Origin of the sequence: Rhizobium ecuadorense (assembly GCF_001187535.1) — a bacterium.
Lineage (GTDB): Bacteria > Pseudomonadota > Alphaproteobacteria > Rhizobiales > Rhizobiaceae > Rhizobium > Rhizobium ecuadorense.
This window is the reverse complement of record NZ_LFIO01001065.1, coordinates 176932-199201: the sequence shown is the minus strand read 5'-3', so window position 1 is coordinate 199201 and position 22270 is coordinate 176932. Positions and strand designations below refer to the sequence as shown.

The 22270-nt window shown below is 62.0% G+C and carries 25 protein-coding genes; 14 read left to right on the top strand and 11 right to left on the bottom strand.

Annotation, left to right across the window (positions count from 1 at the left end; translation table 11 throughout):
* Positions 1 to 97: 97 nt before the first annotated feature.
* Positions 98 to 322 carry a hypothetical protein gene (locus tag AF337_RS19750; protein WP_190238067.1) on the bottom strand — a complete coding sequence of 75 codons (225 nt, stop codon included), beginning with the start codon at positions 320 to 322 and terminating at the stop codon, positions 98 to 100.
* 398 nt (positions 323 to 720) lie between these two features.
* Here AF337_RS19750 and ffh point away from each other — a divergent pair, with 398 nt between their 5' ends.
* From ffh to AF337_RS19700, 11 genes are all read left to right on the top strand, one after another.
* A complete protein-coding gene (ffh, locus tag AF337_RS19745) occupies positions 721 to 2295 on the top strand; it encodes a signal recognition particle protein (protein WP_049733385.1) in 1575 nt (524 codons plus the stop codon).
* 16 nt (positions 2296 to 2311) lie between these two features.
* Complete coding sequence (locus AF337_RS19740) at positions 2312 to 2632, top strand: chorismate mutase (protein ID WP_003543666.1); 321 nt, start codon at positions 2312 to 2314, stop codon at positions 2630 to 2632.
* 44 nt (positions 2633 to 2676) lie between these two features.
* On the top strand, positions 2677 to 3048 hold the full coding sequence (gene rpsP / locus AF337_RS19735; protein WP_003589731.1) for a 30S ribosomal protein S16: 372 nt from the start codon (positions 2677 to 2679) through the stop codon (positions 3046 to 3048).
* Positions 3049 to 3163: 115 nt separating this feature from the next.
* Positions 3164 to 3733: a ribosome maturation factor RimM gene (rimM, locus tag AF337_RS19730; protein WP_049733506.1), complete on the top strand. Its 570-nt coding sequence runs from the start codon at positions 3164 to 3166 to the stop codon at positions 3731 to 3733.
* Positions 3733 to 4434: a tRNA (guanosine(37)-N1)-methyltransferase TrmD gene (gene trmD / locus AF337_RS19725; protein WP_049733384.1), complete on the top strand. Its 702-nt coding sequence runs from the start codon at positions 3733 to 3735 to the stop codon at positions 4432 to 4434. The genes rimM and trmD overlap by 1 nt, the downstream gene beginning before the upstream one ends.
* A gap of 212 nt (positions 4435 to 4646) precedes the next feature.
* Entirely contained in the window at positions 4647 to 5201 is a 555-nt protein-coding gene (gene rplS, locus AF337_RS19720; RefSeq protein WP_049733383.1) for a 50S ribosomal protein L19, read from the top strand.
* A gap of 166 nt (positions 5202 to 5367) precedes the next feature.
* Positions 5368 to 6165, top strand: a complete 798-nt coding sequence (locus AF337_RS19715; RefSeq protein ID WP_049733382.1) for a basic amino acid ABC transporter substrate-binding protein — start codon at positions 5368 to 5370, stop codon at positions 6163 to 6165.
* A 16-nt stretch (positions 6166 to 6181) separates the two neighbouring features.
* On the top strand, positions 6182 to 6994 hold the full coding sequence (locus AF337_RS19710) for an amino acid ABC transporter permease (RefSeq protein WP_049733381.1): 813 nt from the start codon (positions 6182 to 6184) through the stop codon (positions 6992 to 6994).
* A gap of 49 nt (positions 6995 to 7043) precedes the next feature.
* Positions 7044 to 7205, top strand: a complete 162-nt coding sequence (locus AF337_RS42425) for a hypothetical protein (RefSeq protein WP_003589725.1) — start codon at positions 7044 to 7046, stop codon at positions 7203 to 7205.
* 75 nt (positions 7206 to 7280) lie between these two features.
* A complete protein-coding gene (gene leuC / locus AF337_RS19705) occupies positions 7281 to 8690 on the top strand; it encodes a 3-isopropylmalate dehydratase large subunit (RefSeq protein ID WP_049733380.1) in 1410 nt (469 codons plus the stop codon).
* Positions 8691 to 9006: 316 nt separating this feature from the next.
* Entirely contained in the window at positions 9007 to 9363 is a 357-nt protein-coding gene (locus AF337_RS19700) for a hypothetical protein (protein WP_049733379.1), read from the top strand.
* A 110-nt stretch (positions 9364 to 9473) separates the two neighbouring features.
* Here the strand turns inward: AF337_RS19700 and AF337_RS19695 are convergent, their stop codons facing one another.
* A complete protein-coding gene (locus tag AF337_RS19695) occupies positions 9474 to 10304 on the bottom strand; it encodes an aldo/keto reductase (RefSeq protein WP_049733378.1) in 831 nt (276 codons plus the stop codon).
* 132 nt (positions 10305 to 10436) lie between these two features.
* Positions 10437 to 10958 (bottom strand): L,D-transpeptidase family protein, encoded by a 522-nt coding sequence (locus AF337_RS19690; RefSeq protein ID WP_049733377.1) that lies wholly within the window; start codon positions 10956 to 10958, stop codon positions 10437 to 10439.
* Between the two features lie 166 nt (positions 10959 to 11124).
* On the opposite strand from AF337_RS19690, the gene AF337_RS19685 reads away from it, so the two are divergent.
* Both AF337_RS19685 and AF337_RS19680 read left to right on the top strand, forming a co-directional pair.
* Positions 11125 to 11808, top strand: coding sequence for a response regulator transcription factor (locus tag AF337_RS19685; protein WP_003582964.1), 684 nt, complete (start codon positions 11125 to 11127; stop codon positions 11806 to 11808).
* 114 nt (positions 11809 to 11922) lie between these two features.
* Positions 11923 to 12378, top strand: coding sequence for a cyclic nucleotide-binding domain-containing protein (locus AF337_RS19680; RefSeq protein WP_049733376.1), 456 nt, complete (start codon positions 11923 to 11925; stop codon positions 12376 to 12378).
* Positions 12379 to 12410: 32 nt separating this feature from the next.
* Here the strand turns inward: AF337_RS19680 and AF337_RS19675 are convergent, their stop codons facing one another.
* The 7 genes from AF337_RS19675 to tesB all read right to left on the bottom strand — a co-directional run bounded on the left by AF337_RS19675 (position 12411) and on the right by tesB (position 20765).
* Positions 12411 to 13196, bottom strand: coding sequence for an ATP-grasp domain-containing protein (locus AF337_RS19675; protein ID WP_049733375.1), 786 nt, complete (start codon positions 13194 to 13196; stop codon positions 12411 to 12413).
* Positions 13196 to 13999, bottom strand: coding sequence for an exodeoxyribonuclease III (locus tag AF337_RS19670; protein ID WP_049733374.1), 804 nt, complete (start codon positions 13997 to 13999; stop codon positions 13196 to 13198). Before AF337_RS19670 ends, AF337_RS19675 begins: the two co-directional genes overlap by 1 nt.
* 92 nt (positions 14000 to 14091) lie before the next feature.
* Positions 14092 to 14760: an outer membrane lipoprotein carrier protein LolA gene (locus AF337_RS19665; RefSeq protein WP_049733373.1), complete on the bottom strand. Its 669-nt coding sequence runs from the start codon at positions 14758 to 14760 to the stop codon at positions 14092 to 14094.
* A gap of 139 nt (positions 14761 to 14899) precedes the next feature.
* On the bottom strand, positions 14900 to 17569 hold the full coding sequence (locus AF337_RS19660; RefSeq protein ID WP_049733372.1) for an FtsK/SpoIIIE family DNA translocase: 2670 nt from the start codon (positions 17567 to 17569) through the stop codon (positions 14900 to 14902).
* Between the two features lie 280 nt (positions 17570 to 17849).
* A complete protein-coding gene (locus AF337_RS19655; protein ID WP_049733371.1) occupies positions 17850 to 19283 on the bottom strand; it encodes an ammonium transporter in 1434 nt (477 codons plus the stop codon).
* Between the two features lie 25 nt (positions 19284 to 19308).
* Positions 19309 to 19659: a P-II family nitrogen regulator gene (locus AF337_RS19650; RefSeq protein ID WP_003543684.1), complete on the bottom strand. Its 351-nt coding sequence runs from the start codon at positions 19657 to 19659 to the stop codon at positions 19309 to 19311.
* 221 nt (positions 19660 to 19880) lie between these two features.
* Positions 19881 to 20765 carry an acyl-CoA thioesterase II gene (tesB, locus tag AF337_RS19645; RefSeq protein WP_049733370.1) on the bottom strand — a complete coding sequence of 295 codons (885 nt, stop codon included), beginning with the start codon at positions 20763 to 20765 and terminating at the stop codon, positions 19881 to 19883.
* 84 nt (positions 20766 to 20849) lie between these two features.
* Between tesB and AF337_RS19640 the strand changes: the two genes are divergently transcribed.
* Positions 20850 to 22064: a ubiquinone biosynthesis hydroxylase gene (locus AF337_RS19640; protein WP_049733369.1), complete on the top strand. Its 1215-nt coding sequence runs from the start codon at positions 20850 to 20852 to the stop codon at positions 22062 to 22064.
* A gap of 17 nt (positions 22065 to 22081) precedes the next feature.
* Here AF337_RS19640 and AF337_RS19635 read toward each other — a convergent pair whose 3' ends face one another.
* On the bottom strand, positions 22082 to 22270 hold the full coding sequence (locus AF337_RS19635) for a Trm112 family protein (protein WP_003589705.1): 189 nt from the start codon (positions 22268 to 22270) through the stop codon (positions 22082 to 22084).

Sequence of the window (22270 nt, the reverse complement as noted above, 5' to 3'; positions counted from 1 at the left end):
CGTGTTTCCGCTGTATATGGCGGAAATGCGAAGGAATTACCAGTGGGTGAGTGCCGCGCACCTATGCCGCCGGCCGCCGCTTAGGGACAGTCCGGCTTTACCGCTCAACACCATCGGAAGCAAAAGACGCCGTATGCGCTTCGACGATGGCGGCGGTGATGACCTTTCTCAGCTCGTAGACCAGCGAGCGGGACCGCTTGCGGTCCAGATCCTGTGCCGCTTTTGCAAGACTAAGGCCTTCGTTCAGGACAATATGATGGGCTCGTGCCAGTGCCCAGCTCTCAATATCAGGACTTATCATTCGATATCTCCGCCGGATCATCCGGCATCAAGGATATTCACGAATCATTACAAGATGCACTTAAGTAGAAAGTAGAATCACAACTGGGATATTTTGCAACTGGCCTCTATGGCGTTTGGACTGTCCGCGGGAAATTTAACCGGTCGCATCAGGACCGCGCAGTCTCGCGAAACGCCCGCTCTGCGGTCTTCAGTCCGCATTCGCTTGACTTTCGCCCGGCTTTCCTGTTTATCGCGCCCAATCCGCGACGAGCCGCATGACTCCGAGCCGCCGACCGGGACCTGAGATCCCGGAGGTCAACACCCGACAGCGCGATGCGCCCTCGGGTGCTTTTTGGCTTTGCGTCTTGTTTTCGTCAAGGAAAAGCACGACGTTTCCGGGCATACAGAACCCGCCCGAAACGTATCAAGGAAGAGCCGATGTTTGAAAACCTCCAGGACCGTCTTGGATCCATTCTGAATGGACTGACAGGCCGTGGCGCGCTTTCGGAAGCCGATGTTTCCGCAGCGCTGCGCGAGGTTCGCCGTGCGTTGCTGGAGGCCGACGTCGCGCTCGACGTCGTGCGTTCCTTCACCGACCGCGTGCGTGAAAAGGCCGTCGGCGCCGAGATCCTGAAGTCGATCAAACCCGGCCAGATGGTCGTCAAGATCGTCCATGACGAGCTGATCGAAATGCTGGGCGGCGAAGGCGTCGGCATCGACCTGCATGCGCCCGCCCCCGTCGTCGTCATGATGGTCGGCCTGCAGGGCTCCGGCAAGACGACGACGTCAGCCAAGATCGCCCATCGCCTGTCGACGCGCGATAAGAAGAAAGTGCTGATGGCGTCGCTCGACACGCGCCGTCCGGCAGCCCAGGAGCAGCTTCGCCAGCTCGGCGCCCAGGCCAGCATCGATACGCTGCCCATCATATCCGGCCAGTCGCCGACCGATATCGCCGCCCGCGCCGTGCAGGCGGCAAGACTTGGCGGCCATGACGTCGTCATCCTCGACACCGCCGGCCGCACCCATATCGACGAGCCCTTGATGGTCGAGATGGCCGACATCAAGAAGCGCTCGAACCCGCATGAAATCCTGCTGGTCGCCGACAGCTTGACCGGTCAGGACGCCGTCAACCTCGCCCGCAACTTCGACGAACGCGTCGGCATCACCGGTCTGGTGCTGACCCGCATGGACGGCGACGGCCGCGGCGGTGCCGCCCTTTCGATGCGCGCCGTCACCGGCAAACCGATCAAGCTGATCGGCGTCGGCGAGAAGATGAGCGAGCTCGAGGAGTTCCATCCCCGCCGCATCGCCGACCGCATCCTTGGCATGGGCGACATCGTCTCGCTCGTCGAGCGCGCCGCCGAGAATATCGACGCCGAGAAGGCGGCCGCCATGGCTGCCAAGATGGCCAAGGGCAAGTTCGACCTCGACGACCTCGCCGACCAGCTGCGCCAGATGCAGAAGATGGGCGGCATGGGCGGCATCATGGGAATGATGCCCGGCATGGCCGGCATGAAGGACAAGATGGCCGCCGCCGGCCTCGACGACAGGCTTTTCGGCCGCCAGATCGCCATCATCCAGTCGATGACCAGGGCCGAGCGCGCCAATCCCGACCTGCTCAAGCATTCGCGCAAGAAGCGCATCGCCGCCGGCTCCGGCACCGATGCCGCCGCCATCAACAAGCTTCTGAAGATGCACCGCCAGATGGCCGACATGATGAAGATGATGGGCGGCAAGGGCAAAGGCGGCATGATGAAGCAGATGATGGGCGGCCTTGCCGGCAAGATGGGGCTTGGCGGCGGCATGGGTGGCATGCCCGATCTCTCGAATATCGATCCCCGCCAGCTCGAGGCCCTGCAGAAGCAGGCCGAAGCAGCGGGACTTGGAAAGCCGGGTGGGGGTATGCCCGGTCTCGGCGGTCTGCCGGGTGGTTTGCCTGGCCTCGGCGGCGCCAAGCTGCCGGGTCTGGGCGGTGGTTTCCCGGGATTGCCCGGATTGCCGAAGAAGAAGTGAAAGGATCGCTTGCCCCATGATTGATCCAAACGTCAAAGCCCAGCTCGCGAGCTATCGTCAGTCGATCGACAATATCGACGCCGCTCTCGTGCACATGCTGGCCGAACGCTTCCGCTGCACCAAAGAGGTCGGCGTGCTGAAGGCCAAATACAATCTGCCGCCGGCCGATCCGGCGCGCGAGGAATACCAGATCGAACGCCTTCGCCAGCTGGCGAAAGCCGCCAATCTGGACCCGGATTTCGCCGAGAAGTTCCTGAACTTCGTCATCAAGGAAGTCATCCGGCATCATGAGCAGATCGCTGCGGATCACGCTGAACAAAGCGCCGCAGCCCGATAACCCGCCTGATCAGGCGATCAAGAAAAGCCTAAGGAGTAAAGAACATGGCACTGAAAATTCGTCTCGCCCGCGGTGGCTCCAAGAAGCGCCCGTACTACCACGTCGTTCTCGCCGATGCGCGCAGCCCGCGTGACGGCCGCTTCCTCGAAAACCTCGGTTCCTGGAACCCGATGCTCGCCAAGGACGACGAGAAGCGCGTTCAGCTGAACGCCGAGCGCATCAAGCACTGGATCGAAAACGGCGCCCAGCCGACCGACCGCGTTCTGCGCTTCCTCGATGAAGCCGGCGTTGCCAAGCGCGAAGCCAAGAACAACCCGGTCAAGGCAAAGCCGGGCAAGCGCGCCCAGGAGCGCGCCGCCGAAAAGGCTCAGAAGGTGGCTGACGCCGCCGCTGCTGCTGCCGACGCCGCGGAATAATCGGGACAATCCCCTGTCTAACGGGCGGCATGGCGACATGCCGCCCGTTTTCGTTTCCAATTACCCGCACTTCGTTTATGAGAAACCTGTCTTTCGGCTTCACATGAAGGAACCCATGACAAAGCTTGAAAACCCCGTTCTGATGGCGACGATCGGCGGCGCGCAAGGCCTCCGGGGAGAGGTGCGCGCCAAGGCCTACACGGCCGATCCGAGCGCCCTTGGCGACTACGGCCACCTGCACAGCATGGACGGCCGCAGCTTCGAAGTCCTCGAAATCCGCGAGACGAAGAATGTGGTCGTCGTCCGTTTCCGCGGCGTCAACGACCGCAATGCCGCCGAGGCGCTGAACGGGCTCGAACTCTATATCGAGCGCGACAACCTGCCGGACGAGGAGCTTGAAGATGACGAGTTCTACTATGCCGATCTCGAAGGTCTCGAAGCACGCGACGACAAGGGTGCCAGCTATGGCACCGTCACTGGCGTCTTCGATTTCGGCGCCGGCGATTTGCTGGAACTCAAGGGTCCGGGCAAGCGCCCGGTGCTGATCCCCTTCTCCGAAGCCTCGGTGCTGGAGATCGACCTCGAGGCCGGCACATTGCTGATCGACCCGCTGGCGGCGGGGCTGGTCGACGATCCCGAAGAGCTTTCGAAATTCACCGCGGACAAGCCGAAAAAGAAGAAGTGATGGCCTTCCGGGCGAGCGTGCTGACACTCTATCCGGAAATGTTTCCGGGGCATCTGGGCTTCTCGCTCGCCGGCAAGGCGATGGAGCGCGGGCAATGGTCGCTGGATGCGGTGCAGATCCGCGATTTCGCGACCGACAAGCACCGCACCGTCGACGACACCCCGGCCGGCGGCGGCGCCGGCATGGTGCTGAAACCCGACGTTCTCGCCCGCGCGATCGACAGCACCCCTGATAACGATACCCGCCCGCGCCTGCTGATGAGCCCGCGCGGCCGGCCGCTGACGCAGGAGCGTGTGCGCGCGCTTGCTTCAGGCGATGGCGTCATCATCGTCTGCGGCCGCTTCGAGGGCGTCGACCAGCGGGTGATCGAGGCGCGCGGACTGGAGGAGGTCTCGATCGGCGACTACGTTCTGTCAGGCGGCGAGCCGGCGGCGCTGATCGTGCTCGACGCGATCATCCGCATCCTGCCCGGCGTCATGGGCAACGATCTTTCCGGCCTGCACGAAAGCTTCGAAGGCGGGCTGCTGGAACATCCGCATTACACCAGGCCGCAGGCGTGGGAAGGCCGGGAAATCCCCGCGATTCTGACATCGGGCAATCACGGCGCCATCGAGAAATGGCGGCACCAGGAGGCGGTGCGGCTGACGCGGGAGCGGCGGCCGGACCTCCTGGAAAGGGCGAAAACCGAGAAAAACGGCTGATTCCAGCCTCCTCTTCACAAAAATGTCGTGCGAGGGATGACAAGCCCCGGCCTTTCGTGTATTGGCGCACGCGGAAATGGGGTTATCCCCGTCTGCCAGCAAACAAAGAATGGCGAACCCGCTCCCGCCCTGAAGGGCAAAGTCCTGAGGCCAGTTCCAAAGGATCAGTGTCGAGCGCTCTGGCTGTTTCAGAAGAACCAAAGGTTAAGACGATGAACATCATTCAGCAGCTTGAGGCCGAACAGGCCGCCAAGATCGAAGCCAAGCGTACGCTTCCCGAATTTTCCCCGGGCGACACCGTCCGCGTCAACGTCAAGGTCACGGAAGGCAACCGTACCCGCGTTCAGGCCTATGAAGGCGTCTGCATCGCCCGCTCCGGCGGCGGCCTGCAGGAAAACTTCACGGTCCGCAAGATCTCCTACGGCGAAGGCGTCGAGCGCGTATTCCCGGTCTACTCGCCGATGATCGAAAGCGTCGACGTCGTTCGCCGCGGTAAGGTCCGTCGCGCCAAGCTCTATTACCTCCGTGATCGTCGCGGCAAGTCTGCCCGTATCGTTGAAGACACCGGCGTCCGCGCCCGCAAGCTCAACGATGCCGAGCGCGCTGCCATTGCCGAGGAAAAGGCACGCATCGAAGCTGAAAAGATTGCAGCCGCTCAGGCGCTCGCCGCTGAGAAGGCAGCAGCAGAAGCTGCGGAAGCCAAGGCAGCCGCTGAAAAGGCCGCCGCAGAAGCAGCAGCCGCAGCAGCGGAACCGGCTGCAGAATAAGATCTGCGCCACGCAAAACTCTTTTGCTTGGAGCAAAATTCTTTTGCTTGGAAAGGCGGCCTTCGGGTCGCCTTTTCTCTTTTTTGTTTGGGCACGCAGCCGGCGGCCTTGCCTTCGGCAAGCTTTCCGTGACAATTTTCGCCGTTCAATCCCGGAGAGCCGTTCCATGCTGTTTCGTCGTACTGTCCTTGCGAGCTTCGCTGCCCTTGCGCTCGCACCCTTGGCCGCATCGGCAGCCGAGCTGCCCGATCTCGGCGGCAAGAGCGTCGTCGTCGTCACCGAGAATGCCTATCCGCCGCTGCAGTTCGTCGATCCGAAATCCGGCAAGGCGATCGGCTGGGAATATGATGCGATGAACGAGATCGCCAAGCGGCTGAATTTCAAGGTCGAATACCAGAACACCAGCTGGGACGCGATGATCCAAGCGGTGTCCGACGGCCAGTACAACATCGGCATGACCGGCATCACCATCAAGGACGATCGCAAGCAGAAGGTGGATTTCTCCGATCCCTATATGCGTTCGCAGCAGTTCATGCTGGTGCGCGGCGACGAGAAACGTTTCACCGATGGAAAGTCCTTCGCGCAATTCAAGGATGGCCTGGTCGGCGCCCAGCCCGGCACCACGCCCTTCTACACCGCCGTCTACGAGGTGCTCGACGGCAATGAGCAGAACCCGCGCATCAAGCTCTTCGAAACCTTCGGCGCCACCGTTCAGGCGCTGAAGGCCGGCGACGTCGATGTGGTGCTGACCGACGGCACCGCCGGCAAGGGTTATGTCGACGCCTCGAACGGCGCCCTGAAGCTGATCGGCGAGCCGCTCGGCACCGAGGATTTCGGCTTCATCTTCCCGAAGGGCTCCGATCTCGTCGCTCCCGTCAACGCCGCCATTTCAGCCCTCAAGGCCGACGGCACGCTGGATGCGCTGAACAAGAAGTGGTTCCTCGACTACAAGATGGGCGAATGACGCCGAGCCATTGCTGATGGCTTTGCGACCATCTCCCGACAGACACGTCAAGGACGACTATCCCTGGTGGTTGGTCGCGCTCGTCGCGATCGGCGTCGTCCTTGCCGTCGTCATCGTCACCAACGATATCTACGCCCAGGTTTTCCGCACCGTCGTCAACGGTGTCGGCATCACCGTCTTCGTCACGCTGGTTGCCTTCGTGCTTGCCACCGTGCTCGGCCTCGGCATCTGCCTGCTCGGCATGGCCGACAGCCGGGTGCTGCGCCAGATCGCGCGCTTCTACATCGAGATCATCCGCGGCATCCCGATCCTCGTGCTCCTGTTCTACGTCGCCTTCGTCGGCGCCCCGGCTCTGGTCGCAGGCTATAATTTTCTGATTTCGCCGCTGGTGAGTTCAGGCATGGCCGAACCCATTCTGGTGCGCGATCTGTCGCTGATGTGGCGGGCGATCATCGCGCTGACGATCGGCTATTCCTCCTTCATTGCCGAAATCTTCCGAGCCGGCTTCCAATCGGTCGATCTCGGCCAGATCGAGGCGGCCAAGGCGCTCGGCCTTTCCCGCTACCGGCGCTTCCGCTCCGTCGTCTTCCCGCAGGCGATCCGGGTGATCTTCCCGCCGCTGTCCAACGATTTCGTCTCGATGGTGAAGGATTCATCGCTCGTCTCCGTACTCGGCGTCGCCGACATCACCCAGATGGGCAAGGTCTATGCCGCCGGCTCCTTCCGCTTCTTCGAGACCTATTCGATCGTCACCTATATCTACCTGATCCTGACGATCGGCCTGTCGCTGGCGCTGCGGCGGACGGAGAAATGGATGAAGTCGCGGTGAATGATCGACAGCCGTGACACGGCTCGGGGGGTCTGCGAACGCGGTCTTGATGATTCAAATTGAAGCCGCCGCGAAAAATCGGTATATGCAGGCGATGGAATCCAAGTTCAGATGCACTGGCGCGCATATTTTCGTGCTGCAGGACCATTATCGCCTGCCGGCGCGGTTCTTTGCATGCGTATCCGGTGCGCTCAACAGCCGACTTCGTTGATCGAATGACGGCCGGCGGAGCTTGATCCGCTTTTTCTCGATTTCCCAAAAGCATCCAAAAAACGGACTTAACGCCATGAGCGCACCGCGTACCCTCTACGACAAGATCTGGGACGATCATCTGGTCGACGAACAGAAAGACGGCACCTGTCTTCTCTACATCGACCGCCATCTGGTCCACGAAGTCACCTCGCCGCAGGCGTTCGAAGGCCTGCGCATGACCGGCCGCAAGGTTCGCGCCCCGGAAAAGACGCTCGCCGTCGTCGACCATAACGTTCCGACCTCGCCCGACCGCCATCTCGGCATCAAGAACGAGGAAAGCCGCATCCAGGTGGAAGCACTGGCGACCAACGCCGCCGAATTCGGCGTCGAATATTATTCGGCAAGCGACAAGCGCCAGGGCATCGTCCACATCGTCGGCCCGGAACAGGGCTTCACCCTGCCCGGCATGACCATCGTCTGCGGCGACAGCCACACCTCGACGCACGGCGCCTTCGGCGCGCTGGCGCACGGCATCGGCACCTCCGAGGTCGAGCATGTGCTGGCGACCCAGACGCTGATCCAGAAGAAGGCCAAGAACATGCTGGTGCGGGTCGACGGCCTGCTGCCGCCGCACGTCACCGCCAAGGACATCATCCTCGCCATCATCGGCGAAATCGGTACTGCCGGCGGCACCGGCCACGTCATCGAATTTGCCGGCGAAGCGATCCGCTCGCTGTCGATGGAAGGCCGTATGACCATCTGCAACATGACGATCGAAGGCGGCGCCCGCGCCGGCCTGATCGCCCCTGACGAAAAGACCTTCGAATACATCAAGGGCAAGCCGCGCGCGCCGAAGGGCGAGGCGCTGGAACAGGCGATCGCCTACTGGAAGACGCTGCAGACCGACGAGGGCGCGCATTACGACCGCGTCGTCGTGCTCGATGCCGCCAGCCTGCCGCCGATCGTCTCCTGGGGCTCCTCGCCCGAGGACGTCATCTCCGTTCAGGGAATCGTCCCGAACCCCGACGACATCCAGGACGAGACCAAGCGCACCTCCAAATGGCGCGCGCTCGACTATATGGGCCTGAAGCCCGGCACCAAGATGACCGACATCACGCTTGACCGCGTCTTCATCGGCTCCTGCACGAACGGCCGCATCGAGGATCTGCGCGAAGTCGCCAAGGTGGTCGAGGGCAAGACGGTTGCCGCAACCGTCGATGCGATGATTGTTCCGGGCTCCGGCCTCGTCAAGGAACAGGCGGAAGCCGAAGGCCTCGACAAGATCTTCAAGGCCGCCGGTTTCGACTGGCGCGAGCCGGGCTGCTCTATGTGCCTTGCCATGAACGACGACCGCCTGAAGCCGGGCGAGCGTTGCGCCTCCACCTCGAACCGCAACTTCGAAGGCCGTCAGGGCTTCAAGGGCCGCACGCACCTCGTCTCGCCGGCAATGGCGGCGGCCGCCGCGATCGCCGGTCACTTTGTCGATATCCGCGAGTGGAACTGATCCACTAAACGGGTGAGAACTAAAGCCCACCGATGCGCCTCAAGCGCATCGGTGGGCTTTGCATTTTATGCCACTGAGGTCTTCGACACCTCGATGGGCGATGATCCCATCGGCTCATCCGGGCATGGCCTGCATGTCCCGATTTCACCCGTTCGAGCAATCGACATCGGGAAATGCCTGTGGCTTCATCGAGATGGCGCTTTCAGGCGCATTTCGCGCGACGTCGACAGGCACGTTTTCGGGCGTTCGCTCCGATCTCGGTGCAACGGGCCTGGCTACGCCAGCAAAGCGCCGCGTTGTGATTGGGAGAATAGTCATGAGACAGAAAACGGCGGCACGTCTGCCACTGACGATCCTGGGCGTATTTGCATTCCTGGCGAACATCGACGTCGCCACGGCCGCGCCGCTCCATCCGACGGCACCGCCCATCGCAGCGGCTTCCGATCTGGCGCAGCAGGTCGCGCAAGCCAAGGTGCCGGCGCTCAACGGCTATCGCGGCTACGAAAACCGCCGGCCCGGCTATATCAAGAGTGCGAACGGCTACTGGTATCCCGCGCGCGCCTTCAGCAACCCGGGCGATTATACCGGATCCATCGGTCGTCAGCAGCGCCTGAACGATGCCTGCGATTACGGCTTTACGCCGACCAATGGGTCCTCGAGATGTAATTATTGACGGCGGCGTTACGCCGGACAAGAGCCGCCATGTTCTCCGGCATGCAATGTCCGGCATGCAATGGCCGCCCGCAAGCGATTTCGCCGGGGCGGCCATCATCTCTGCTCTGATCAGAAGGTTGCCGTCATCGGGTCCGGTCCCATGCGGGCGCCGGCGCTGTCGAGCCTGGCGATCGCCGCCATATCGTCGGCATCGAGCTTGAAGTCGAACACCTGGAAATTCTCCTCGATGCGCGACGGCGTCACCGATTTCGGGATGACGACGAGGCCGGTATCGAGGTGCCAGCGGATGATGACCTGGGCCGGCGTCTTCCGATATCTCCCAGCGATCTCACCGATCACAGGGTTCGAGATGAACCGGCCCTGGCCGAGCGGGCTCCAGGATTCGGTGGCGATACCAAGTTTCTTGTGTGCCTCCTGCGCCGCCTTCTGCTGAAAGTCGGGATGCAGCTCGATCTGGTTGATGACGGGAACGACGCCGGTTTCGCCGATGATGCGCTCCAGATGTTCGGGACAGAAATTCGACACGCCGATCGAGCGGGCGCGGCCCTCTTCACGGATGCGCACGAAGGCCTTCCAGGTTTCGGTGTAGAGGCCGCGATGCGGCGACGGCCAGTGAACGAGATAGAGGTCGACATAGTCGGAACCAAGCTTCTTCAGGCTGCCGTCGAAGGCGCTGAGCGTATTGTCGTAGCCCTGGTCGGTGTTTCTGAGCTTGGTGGTGACGAAGATCTCCTTGCGGTCGAGGCCGGAGGAACGGATGCCTTCGCCGACACCCTCTTCGTTGTCATAGCCGGACGCCGTATCGATATGGCGATAGCCGGCCGTGATCGCCGCGCGCACCGTCGGAGCGGCGATCTCCTGCGGCGTCTGCCAGACGCCGAGGCCGACCTGGGGAATGGAATGTCCGTCATGGAAAGTGATGATGGGTTGAGCGGTCACACGATATCTCCGGGAGTTTGAAGAATTGGACGAGGCATGAATTGCGCCCGCACTTTTCGAGCGTCCCGGAGCACATTTCAGCCTGAGCGCTCGGTCACCGGAAACATATAGGCGGCCGGATCCGGAAGACAATCAGAGGACCCGGACAATCGTCCCCTTCCGAAGATGCGGCAGAAGCCGGCGCATGTCGCGCAGGCTGACCGCCACGCAGCCGGCCGTCGGCTCGTAGCCCGGCCTGATCAGGTGAAAAAAGATCGCCGAGCCGCGATAACGCGCCCGCGAGGAAATATTCCAGTCCATCACCAGGCAGATATCGTAGAGCCCGTCGCCGCGCTGGAGTTCCTCATGGCTTGCCCCGAACGGTGCCCTGACGAGGCGGTTATAGCTGGCATTGTCCGGCTGATCGCACCAGAGCATGTCGGCGCGAATGCGGCGCAACGCAAGCGGAGTGACGAGCCGGCCGTTCCGCTCGCCACGCCGGAAGCCGGATATCAGCCTCATCGAGGCGATCGGCGTGGCGCCGTCGCCCTCGCGTTTGATCACGGTGCGGCCGGACCGGCCGATCGCCGCGGGCACGGTGATCGCGCCGAGCCGGACGATGGCCCGGCTGCTCTTCCCCGGCGCCGGCCGAACCACCATCGTCGACGGCTTCATCCCCGGCCCCCGCCTTGTTTTTTCCATTTTTCTCGCATGTCTTGGATTGTCTGGGACTCCAATTGAAATCATATGAAAACCTGCGCGGCAACAGTCCGCCGCCCGATCCTTGCCAAACCAGGAATTTGGCGTAGGACTAGGGAACTTAACATGAGGACGCAACGGCATGACCGCACGCACCATTCTTCTGGTGGATGACGACGACGACCTTCGTCAGACGCTGACGGAGCAATTGTCGCTGTATGAGGAATTTTCGGTTCTGCAGGAAGCCAACGCCGGCAAGGGTGTTGCGACCGCCCGCTCGACACCGGTCGACCTGCTGATCATGGATGTCGGCCTGCCTGATATGGACGGCCGCGAGGCGGTGAAGCTGCTGCGCAAGGGCGGCTTCAAGGCGCCGATCATCATGCTGACCGGCCACGATACCGATTCGGATACGATCCTCGGCCTCGAAGCCGGCGCCAACGACTATGTCACCAAGCCTTTCCGCTTCGCCGTGCTGCTCGCGCGCATTCGCGTGCAGCTGCGCCAGCATGAACAGAGCGAGGATGCGACCTTTACCGTCGGCCCCTACCTGTTCAAGCCGAGCCAGAAGCTGCTGACTACAGACAACGGCCAGAAAATCCGGCTGACGGAAAAGGAGGCGGCGATCATCCGCTATCTCTACCGTGCCGAACAGAAAGTGGTCACCCGTGACGTGCTGCTCGAAGAGGTCTGGGGCTATAACTCGGGCGTGACGACGCATACGCTGGAAACTCACGTCTACCGTCTGCGCCAGAAGATCGAGCGCGATCCCTCCAATGCCGAAATCCTGGTGACGGAAAACGGTGGCTACAAGATCATTCCCTAGAGCATTTCCATTTTCTCCGAATCACGGAAATGCTCTATCTCTTTGTTTTCACGCAATTCCCGGCAAAAGCGTTTCACGCATTGCCTGGCAATTGCTCTAAGGCGAAAAGCCCGCATGGCGCTGACTGACGACATCCGCATGCTCGCGCAGCTTCCCTTGTTCAAGGACATGAACGAGGATCAGCTGCGCCTGATCGCCTTCGGCGCCGACCGGCGCCTGATCGCGTCCGGCCAGATGCTGTTTCGCCAGGGTTCGCCCGCCGAGAGCGCCTATGTCATCCTCAGCGGCAGCCTGGAGCTGAGCGCAACAGGCGGCGACGGCATTCAGAGGACAGAAGGGGTCGCCGGTCCCGGAACGCTGATCTCCGAGCTGGCGCTGGTCACGCTGGTGGAGCGCAAATTCACCGCGGTCGCCCGCGAGGACACCAGCATCATCCGCATCACCCGCGCCCTTTTCCATCGGCTGATCGAAGAATATCCGGACGCAGCCCGGCTGATCGAGAACCGTATCCGCGACAATATCGCCGAACTTGCGGCAAAGGCCGCAAGCCAGTTCTATCGCTTCAGCTGAGCCCAGTGGCCCGCAGCCATACAGCCAAATCGTCAGCCGTGCGCCAAGCTGTCGATTGCTGCGGCAAGCTTGACCAGGTCTGCGGCGTAGAATCCTGCGGCGTTGAGGCAGTTCGTCTCAAGCAGCTTCAATCCCTCTTCGGTACGACAGACATCGATGACATAGGCCGGCGAGTAGCCGGGATTGATGTCCACCATCCGCTGCCCGAACTCCAGCACATCTGCATCGATCTCGTGGCGATGAATGACACGTGATCCATCTTTGTAGAGCGAGTAGGTGACGATACGATCGTTGACAGCCCAGAGACGCCATTCGCGCAGAATGCGGACAGGCTTGGTGAACATCAGCAGTGTGTCGTGGCGAAGCGATCCTGTCGGGATTTCATCTTCGTCGAGCGCGAGGACCCGCTCCGCCATGCGGATGATCTCATCCGTCGATTTGACATTGCCGGGCTCCTCCTTGCTGTCGTCAACAGGACGCAGGAACCATTCCCTTCCATCGTCGGCCAGACGGGCAGGGACATCTCGCAGAGCGAGGAACAGCGCGTCGGCTCCATTGAGAAGATACGGATGCCACGCCTGCTCCTGGACGAAAGGGCGCAGCTTGAACACACCCGGCCGGTAGCCGTTCGCCTCGGCGTTCCTCCACAGCGAATAGGAGCCAAACATGACCACCGAGCCTGGATCGGCGACGACCGGCTTGGGAATGAGTTCGCCGACGAACGGAACGACCTTGTGCCAGGTGTACGAAATGCCGAGCCGGTCCAGCGCCTCAGCCAGCTTATGAGTGTCTTCGAACTCCTGGAGAAGCCACTGCATCACAAATCGAAATGCGCCGTCACCGGCACGTGGTCAGAGGGTCGATCCCAGCCGCGCGCTTCCTTGAGGATTTCGATGCGTTTGAGATGCGGCCCGAGATCCGATGACGACCAGATGTGGTCGAGACGGCGGCCGCGATCGGCAGCCTCCCAGTCCTTGGCGCGGTAGCTCCACCAGGTATAGAGCTTCTCGCTTTCGGGCACATGCTGGCGCATCAGATCGTGCCAGCCGCCGCGCTTCATCACCTCGAGCAGCCCGTCGGTCTCGACGGGCGTATGGCTGACGATCTTCAGGAGCTGCTTGTGCGACCAGACATCATGCTCCAGCGGTGCGATGTTCAGGTCGCCGACAAGGATCGCCGAGGTATTCGCCTCACCATTGGCTTTCAGCTGCTTCATCTCTTCGATGAAATCGAGCTTGTGGCCGAATTTCGGATTGATCGTCCGATCGGGCTCGTCGCCGCCGGCCGGAACGTAGAAATTATGCAGCCGGATGCGGCGATTGCCGCGCTCGACGATCGCCGAGATGTGGCGGGCATCGCCAACGCCGCAATAATCCTGCCGGTGATCCTCCGTCAACGGAATGCGCGAGGCGATCGCGACACCGTGATAGCCCTTCTGGCCATGGATGATGATGTGATCATAGCCCATCGCCCGCAAGGGTGCGGCCGGAAAGAGCTCGTTCGGCACCTTGGTCTCCTGCAGGCAGAGAATATCCGGCCTGTGCTTGAGCACCAGCTGCTCGACGATCGGCATGCGCAGCCGCACAGAGTTGATATTCCAGGTGGTGATCGAAAAGCTCATGCCCCATGCCCTCTCACGCTTTCATGAAAGGGCTTTAGAACAAAGGCGGACCGGAGGGAACTGCCCGCATACGGCGATCAACCGAAAACGCCTCAATCACGAGACTGCGGTGTGCCCGGAATGGTCTCATAGGGCACGCGGAACACGCGATCGTCGAACTGCACGCCGGTCTTGACGTTGAAGATCATCACCGACGTGTCCTTGCCCTGATTGTCGGTGATCGTCCACTGACGCAGGTCGTAGGTCTTCGGATCGAACATCATGGTGATGGTCGAGTTGCCGAACACCGTATTGTTGCCAAGCGCGATCGTCGTCAGATCCGACTCTTCCTTGACGCCCTTCACCATGCCGGCCGACAGGTCGATATGCTGCGCGAGCAGCAGGCTGAGCGGCGTCTTGGAGAGCGGATAGAGATCCCAGGTTTTCAGCTTGGTATTGCCGATGGCGACGTTCTTGCCGTCGGCGATCACCCGCATCGGCGACGGGTCGTCATAGTTGAAGCGCAGTTTGCCGGGGCGCTGGATGAAGAACTTGCCACCGGTCTGCTCGCCGCGCGGGCCGAACTGCACGAATTCGCCCTGCATCGTCGTGACGCCGGAGAAATGATCGGCAATCGCCTGCGCGGTGCCGGAGGCCGGAGCTGCCGCTTGTGCGTGAGCGCCGAAGGGAATGGCGCTCGCCGTCGCCGCGATAGCAAAGGCACCGAGGAGATCGCGCCGCGTTACCGTCAGGCCGGAGAGGAAGGCGTCGGAATTACTCATCTAAATCTCCTTTATGCGATCTGCATGCTGCCGAAAGGCGGCGTCTTCAAGGCGTTGCCATCGGCCGCGAGAGGTAACGGCTTGGCTGCCGTCAGGTTTCCGCAAAACCGGCCCTCATCGGAAATATATGCCGATTATTTCAGCGGTCGAGGATGTCGCCTTCTGTGGGAACGAGAATTTCGCGTTTGCCCGCATGGTTGGCCGGCCCGATGATGCCTTCCTTCTCCATCCGCTCGATGAGCGAGGCGGCGCGGTTGTAACCGATGCCGAGCCGGCGTTGGACGTAGGAGGTCGAGGCCTTGCCGTCACGCAGCACGATGGCGACCGCCTGATCGTAGGGATCTTCCGATTCCGAAAGGTTTGAGGTGCCGGCCGGGCCACCGCCGCCGTAGTCACCATCCTCGTCGTCATCGGCGGTGATCGCATCGAGATATTGCGGCGAGCCCTGGCTTTTCAGGTAGGAGACGATCTCTTCCACCTCGACATCCGAAACGAACGGACCGTGCACGCGCTGGATGCGCCCGCCGCCCGCCATGTAGAGCATGTCGCCCATGCCGAGCAGCTGTTCGGCGCCCTGTTCGCCAAGGATCGTGCGGCTGTCGATCTTCGAGGTCACCTGGAAGGAGATGCGGGTCGGGAAGTTCGCCTTGATCGTGCCGGTGATGACGTCGACCGAGGGGCGCTGCGTCGCCATGATCACGTGGATGCCGGCGGCGCGCGCCATCTGGGCGAGGCGCTGGACGGCGCCTTCGATATCCTTGCCGGCGACCATCATCAGATCGGCCATCTCGTCGATGATGACGACGATATAGGGCATCGGCCTGAGATCGAATTCCTCGGTCTCGTACATGGCCTCGCCGGTATGGCGGTCGAAACCGGTCTGCACCGTGCGCGAGATCGCCTCGCCCTTCGACAAGGCCTGCTCGACGCGGCTGTTGAAGCCGTCGATGTTGCGCACACCGATCTTCGACATCTTCTTGTAGCGCTCTTCCATCTCCCGCACGGTCCATTTCAGCGCGACGACCGCCTTCTTCGGATCGGTGACGACGGGCGAGAGCAGATGCGGGATGCCGTCATAAACCGAGAGTTCGAGCATCTTCGGGTCGATCATGATCAGCCGGCACTGTTCCGGCGTCATCCGGTAGAGCAGCGACAGGATCATCGTATTGATGGCGACCGATTTGCCGGAGCCGGTGGTGCCGGCGACGAGCAGATGCGGCATCTTGGCAAGGTCGGCGATGACGGCTTCGCCGCCGATCGTCTTACCGAGCGCCATGGCGAGCTTGGCCTTGCTGCCTTCGAAATCCCGAGACGCGATGAGTTCACGCAGATATACGGTCTCGCGCGTCTGGTTCGGCAATTCGATGCCGATCGCATTGCGGCCGGGCACGACGGCGACGCGGGCGGCAATGGCGCTCATCGAGCGGGCGATATCGTCGGCAAGGCCGATGACGCGCGACGACTTGATGCCAGGCGCCGGCTCGAGCTCGTAAAGCGTGACGACGGGGCCCGGACGAACATGGATGATCTCGCCCTTGACGCCGAAATCCTCGAGCACGCCTTCGAGCATGCGGGCGTTCTGCTCCAGCGCATCGGCTGAAAGCGTGGAGTCGCGCACGACGTTCTTCGGCTCGGCGAGCAGATGCATCGAGGGCAGCTGGAAACCCTCGGGACGGATGAACGAGCCCTGCGCTTCCCGCTCGATGCGGGCGCTGGGCTTCGGACGCGCCACCACGGGGACGACGCGCGGTTCCGGCTTGCCGACGGGTTTTGCCGGTGCGCGGATCATCCAGTCATCGTCATCATCGTCAGGCAGGATATCGGCCGGGCGCGGCGGCATGTCGCTATCGAAAGGCCGATCGTCGTCGTCATCATCGTCATCGATGGAAAGCGACGGCGCAGAAACAATACGGCGCGGCGAAGCCGGCCGCGCCTCCATCGACGGCTCCATGCGCTCGCCGCGGACGGTCGGCGTCTTGGCGCGGACCGGTTCGTTCAGCGTGCCGAACTCGTCATCGTTGAAATCATAGGGCGATTCGAAATCGCTCTGGCGGCGCTTGCGCGGCCCCATGCCGAGAAGGCGGCGCAGCCGCCCGTGGCTCATGTACCAGGCATGCGTCACCGCACCGCTGAGAGCGACCCAGCGCGACTCGTCCTCCTCGTCCTCGTCTCCGACGACGCGGGCCTTGCTTGTCGTCCCGACGTAATCTTCCTCGATCTCTTCCTCGGCTTCGCTGCGGCCGACGAGGCCCGACGCAAAGAGCATCATCCAGGCGGTGGGTGCTGCAAAGATGCAGCCGACGACCATGGCAAAGGTGCCGGTGGGATAAGCGCCGACGAAAAGTGCGGGAAAACGCAGGATCATATCGCCGACGACACCGCCGATGCCGTTCGGGATCGGCCAGGTGAGCGGCGGCGGGAAGCAGCCGATCACGGCGCAGGACAGCACCGTACCGGCAAGCCAGGCGCTGGCACGGGCGGGGATGCGGCTGAAGCGGCGGCCCGAGATCAGCGCCAGCGCCCAGGCGACGATCGGCAGCATCGAAACGACGCTGGCAAGGCCGAGGAACTGCATGACGAGATCGGCAAAGGCAGCACCACTGTAGCCGAGGATATTCGTCGGCAGGTTGGCCGTGGCATAGGAATAACTCGGGTCGGCGACGTTCCATGTCGCCAGCGCCGCGACGCAGAGCGCCAGCAGCAGAAAGATCGCAAAGCCGATGAGCGCCTGGATCTGCCGCAGCATGAATGCCGAGAAGGAGAACCGATCCGGACGGCCATCCATCGCCGGCGACGTGCTTCTTGCCATGTGTCTAACCCGTCCAATGCCTGAGGGCATGCGAATCACCGAAGCTTCGCCATGCCAAAATGCGTCCGCTCTACCTAATCAGAGCCGGGTTAAAGCGATGTTAACCATGCATGCATGGACGCGCATTCCGGACAGGGAAATTAAAAAAGCCCGAACCTGGAAAGGTTCGGGCCAAATGCGGTCTATGACAGCTTTTCCGGGTCTAACCCGGAAAAGCTCTGGATAGGCCGCGACGGGCCGTGAAGCGGCGCCCTTATGCCGGGCGCCGCAAACGCTGCGATCAAGAGGAGTGGTAGGCGGCTTCACCGTGGGTCGAAAGGTCGAGACCTTCGCGCTCGGCTTCGACGGTCACACGCAGGCCGATGACGACATCGACGATCTTGTAGAGGATCGCCGAACCGATGCCCGACCACAGAAGCGTCGTCAGCACACCCTTGGCCTGGGCGAGTACCTGGGTTGCCGTGCCGGCATAGGAGGCTGCGAAATCGGCCGTCGAATAATCGACGATGCCTGCACCGCCGAGCGCCGGGTTGACGAGGATGCCGGTGCCGAGAGCGCCGATGATGCCGCCGACGCAATGCACGCCGAAGACGTCGAGGCTGTCGTCGTAGTTGAACTTGTTCTTCACGACGTCGACGAAGAAGTAGCAGACCGGCGAGACGATCAGGCCTAGAACGATCGAGCCCATCGGGCCGGCAAAACCTGCCGCAGGCGTGATGGCGACGAGACCGGCAACCGCGCCGGAAGCACCGCCGAGCATCGAGGCCTTGCCGCGGGCGAGGCTTTCGATGATGCACCAGGAGACGGCGGCAGCTGCCGTCGCGACGAAGGTGTTGATAAAGGCAAGCGAGGCATAGCCATTGGCTTCGAGGTTGGAGCCGGCGTTGAAGCCGAACCAGCCGACCCAGAGCAGCGATGCGCCGACCATGGTCAGGGTCATCGAATGCGGAGCCATGATTTCCTTCTTATAGCCCGTGCGCTTGCCGAGCATGATGGCGCCGACAAGGCCGGCGATACCGGCATTGATGTGGACGACCGTGCCGCCGGCAAAGTCGATTGCGCCGTAGGAGAAGATCAGGCCGGCCGGCGAGGTGTAGGAGCTCGGACCGCCCCAGAACCAGACCATATGCGCCATCGGGAAGTAGATGAAGGTGACCCAGAGCACGACGAAGAGCATGACGGCCGAGAACTTGACGCGCTCGGCGAAGGCGCCGACGATCAGGCCGGGCGTGATGCAGGCGAAGGTCATCTGGAAGACGATGAAGGTGTATTCCGGAATGGCGACGCCCTTCGAGAAGGTTTCGGCGAGCGACGAGGTGTTGACGCCGGCCAGGAACGCCTTCGAGAAGCCGCCGACGAAGCTGTTCAGCGAGCCGCCGTCGGTGAAGGCGAGCGAATAACCGTAGGTCACCCAAAGCAGCGCCACGACGGCGGTGATCATGAACACCTGCATCAGCACGGAGAGCATGTTCTTGGCGCGCACGAGGCCGCCGTAGAACAGCGCAAGACCGGGGATGGTCATCAGCAGAACGAGCGCCGAGGAGATGAGCATCCAGGCATTGTCACCCTTGTCCATGGTGAAGGCCGGAGCGGCAGCAGCGGTCGTGGCGGCGGCGGGCGCAGCCTCCTGCGCGAAAGCGACAACCGGCGCTAGAAGCGCAGCTGTTGTTGCGCAGATCAGCGCAAAGGGGGAAGAAAACTTCGAAGTCGACATTGAAAAAAGCTCCTTGATCTGCGGCTTACAGCGCTTCTGAATCGGTTTCGCCCGTACGGATGCGCACGGCATGATCGATCGAATAGACGAAAATCTTGCCGTCGCCGATCTGGCCGGTCTTGGCCGACGCCGCGATGGCTTCGACAGCCCTGTCGACGAGTTCCGATGCAACGGCGATTTCGATCTTGAGCTTCGGCAGGAAGCTGACCGCATATTCGGTGCCGCGATAGATTTCGGTATGCCCCTTCTGGCGCCCGTAGCCCTTCACTTCGGTGACGGTCAGCCCCTGAATACCGATCGCCGTAAGAGCTTCGCGGACCTCATCGAGCTTGAACGGCTTGATAATAGCCATCACAATTTTCATCTGGTTTCCCATCCTTCGTTATCCTCGGCACGGAGCCGACTCTCCTTGCCGCTGACATTCCTGGACAGCGACCGGCGATATACATTCAAAGGACGTGCCAGATTCGAGGCGGGATATAACTTATTGAAAAACAACAACTATAATATAGGGCGCCAATAAACAGGCAAATGACCGGCAAATGACCGCCCAACAAGCGCACAAATAATGCGCAAATTTTCAAAGATGCATATTATTTATTCATTTGCCTTTTTCCGAATCAGACCTTCCTGCGCAACGGAGGCGATCAGCTCACCCGATCGGGTAAAGAGGCTGCCCCGGGTCAGCCCTCTGGCGCCCGAAGCCGAGGGGCTGTCCTGCGTGTAGAGCAGCCAGTCGTCGAGCCTGCAGGGTCTGTGGAACCACATGGAATGATCGAGGCTCGCCACCTGCAGGCTCTGGTCAAAGATGGAGGTGCCGTGCGCATAGAGCGACGTATCGAGCAGCGTCATATCCGAGAGATAGGCAAGGACGGCCGCCTGATAAAGCCGGTCGTCGGGAACCGGGCCGGTGGCGCGCACCCAGACATCTTGTCTGGGATCGAGCTTCTTGTCGGAAAAATAATGCGTCAGCGAGACGGGACGGATCTCGATCGGCCGCTCGCGCTGCCAGTATTTTCGGATCGCCTCCGGCGCATGCGTCAGATACTGATCCTTGATCTGCTGTTCGCCGAGCAGCGCCTCCGGCATCTGCACCTCGGGCATGGCGATCTGGTGGTCGAAGCCCGGCTCCTCCACCTGGAAGGAGGCCGACAGCGTCAAGATCGCCTTGCCGTGCTGGATGGCGACGACGCGCCGCGTATTGAAGCTCGATCCGTCGCGGATCCGCTCCGCCTGATAGATGATCGGCACCGAGGGATCGCCGGGGCGCATGAAATAAGCATGCAGCGAATGCACGAAACGCGCGCCCTCGATGGTGCGCTGCGCCGCCATCAGCGCCTGGCCGATCACCTGGCCGCCGAAGACCCGCTGCCAGCCGGCTTGCGGGCTGCGCCCACGGAAGATATCGACTTCGATCGGCTCCAGGTCGAGCGTCGAAAGCAGCGTCTCCATCGCCGAAGGCCCTGATGTCTCGCGCGTCATTTTGCATGCCTCCCGGCGGTAGGAAGTGAAGTGGCGATGATCTATATAGGTCACATCTGAGGCACAAGGTAAGGGAGCGGCGCGATGCTGGATATGCTGGTTGTGGGCGGAGGTTATGTCGGCCTTTCCGCCGCTGTCGCGGTCAAGCAGGCAGCACCGCATCTGAATGTCGCGGTCGTCGAGGCGGCCCCGGAGCATGTCTGGAAAAACGACACACGCGCTTCGGCCGTCATCGCGGCGGCGGCGAAAATGCTCGAAATCTTCGGCATCTGGAACGAGATCGAGCCGGAGGCCCAGCCGATCACCAAGATGATCGTCACCGACTCGAAAACCTCCGATCCGGTCCGTCCGGTGTTTCTCACCTTCGACGGCGAAGTGGCCGAAGGCCGGCCTTTCGCCCATATGATCCCGAATGTGGCGATGGTCGCAGCGCTGCGCGGCGTCTGCGAGCGGCTCGGCATCGACATCCGCCATGGCCTCGGCGCCACGGAGTTGAAAACGCACGATAGCCATGTCACCGTCACGCTTTCGGACGGCAGCACGCTGGAGAGCCGGCTGCTGGTGGCCTGCGACGGCGTGCGCTCGAAACTGCGCGACCTCGCCGGCATCAAGACCGTCACCTGGGATTACGGCCAGTCCGGTATCGTTGCCACAGTCGAACACGAGCGGCCGCATGAGGGCTGCGCCGAGGAGCATTTCCTGCCGGCCGGCCCCTTCGCCATCCTGCCGCTCAGGAACAACCGCTCCTCGCTGGTCTGGACGGAACGGACGCATGATGCCGACCGGCTGGTCGCCGCCGACGACCTGGTTTTCGAGGAAGAACTCGAACGCCGCTTCGGCCACAAACTCGGGGCGCTGAAGGTCATCGGCGACAAACGCGCCTTCCCGCTCGGCCTCACACTCGCCCGCGCCTTCGTCGCGCCGCGTTTTGCGCTGGCCGGCGACGCCGCCCATGGCATTCACCCGATTTCGGGACAGGGCCTGAACCTCGGCTTCAAGGATGTGGCGGCCCTTGCCGAAACGATCGTCGAGGCCGATCGCCTCGGCCTCGATATCGGCTCGATCAACATTCTCGAACGCTACCAGACCTGGCGGCGCTTCGACACCTTCCGCATGGGCATGACGACCGACGTGCTGAACCGGCTGTTCTCCAACGACGCAACGCCGATCCGCATCGCCCGCGACGTCGGCCTCGGCATCGTCGACCGGCTGCCGCGCCTCAAATCCTTCTTCATCGGCCAGGCGGCCGGAACGACGGCCAAGGACAATCCGCGGCTGCTGGCCGGCCAGGCAATTTAAGCTTGATTTGAAGAGCGTTATTCGTCGAGGCGACGGGCTTCGGAGACCAGCATGATCGGAATGCCGTCGCGGATCGGATAGGCAAGCCGCGCCTTTTCCGAGACAAGCTCATTGTGCTCGCGATCATAGGAAAGCCGGCCCTTGGAGAGCGGGCAGACCAGGAGATCGAGCAGCTTGGGATCGACGCGGCTGAGTTTTTCGTCCAT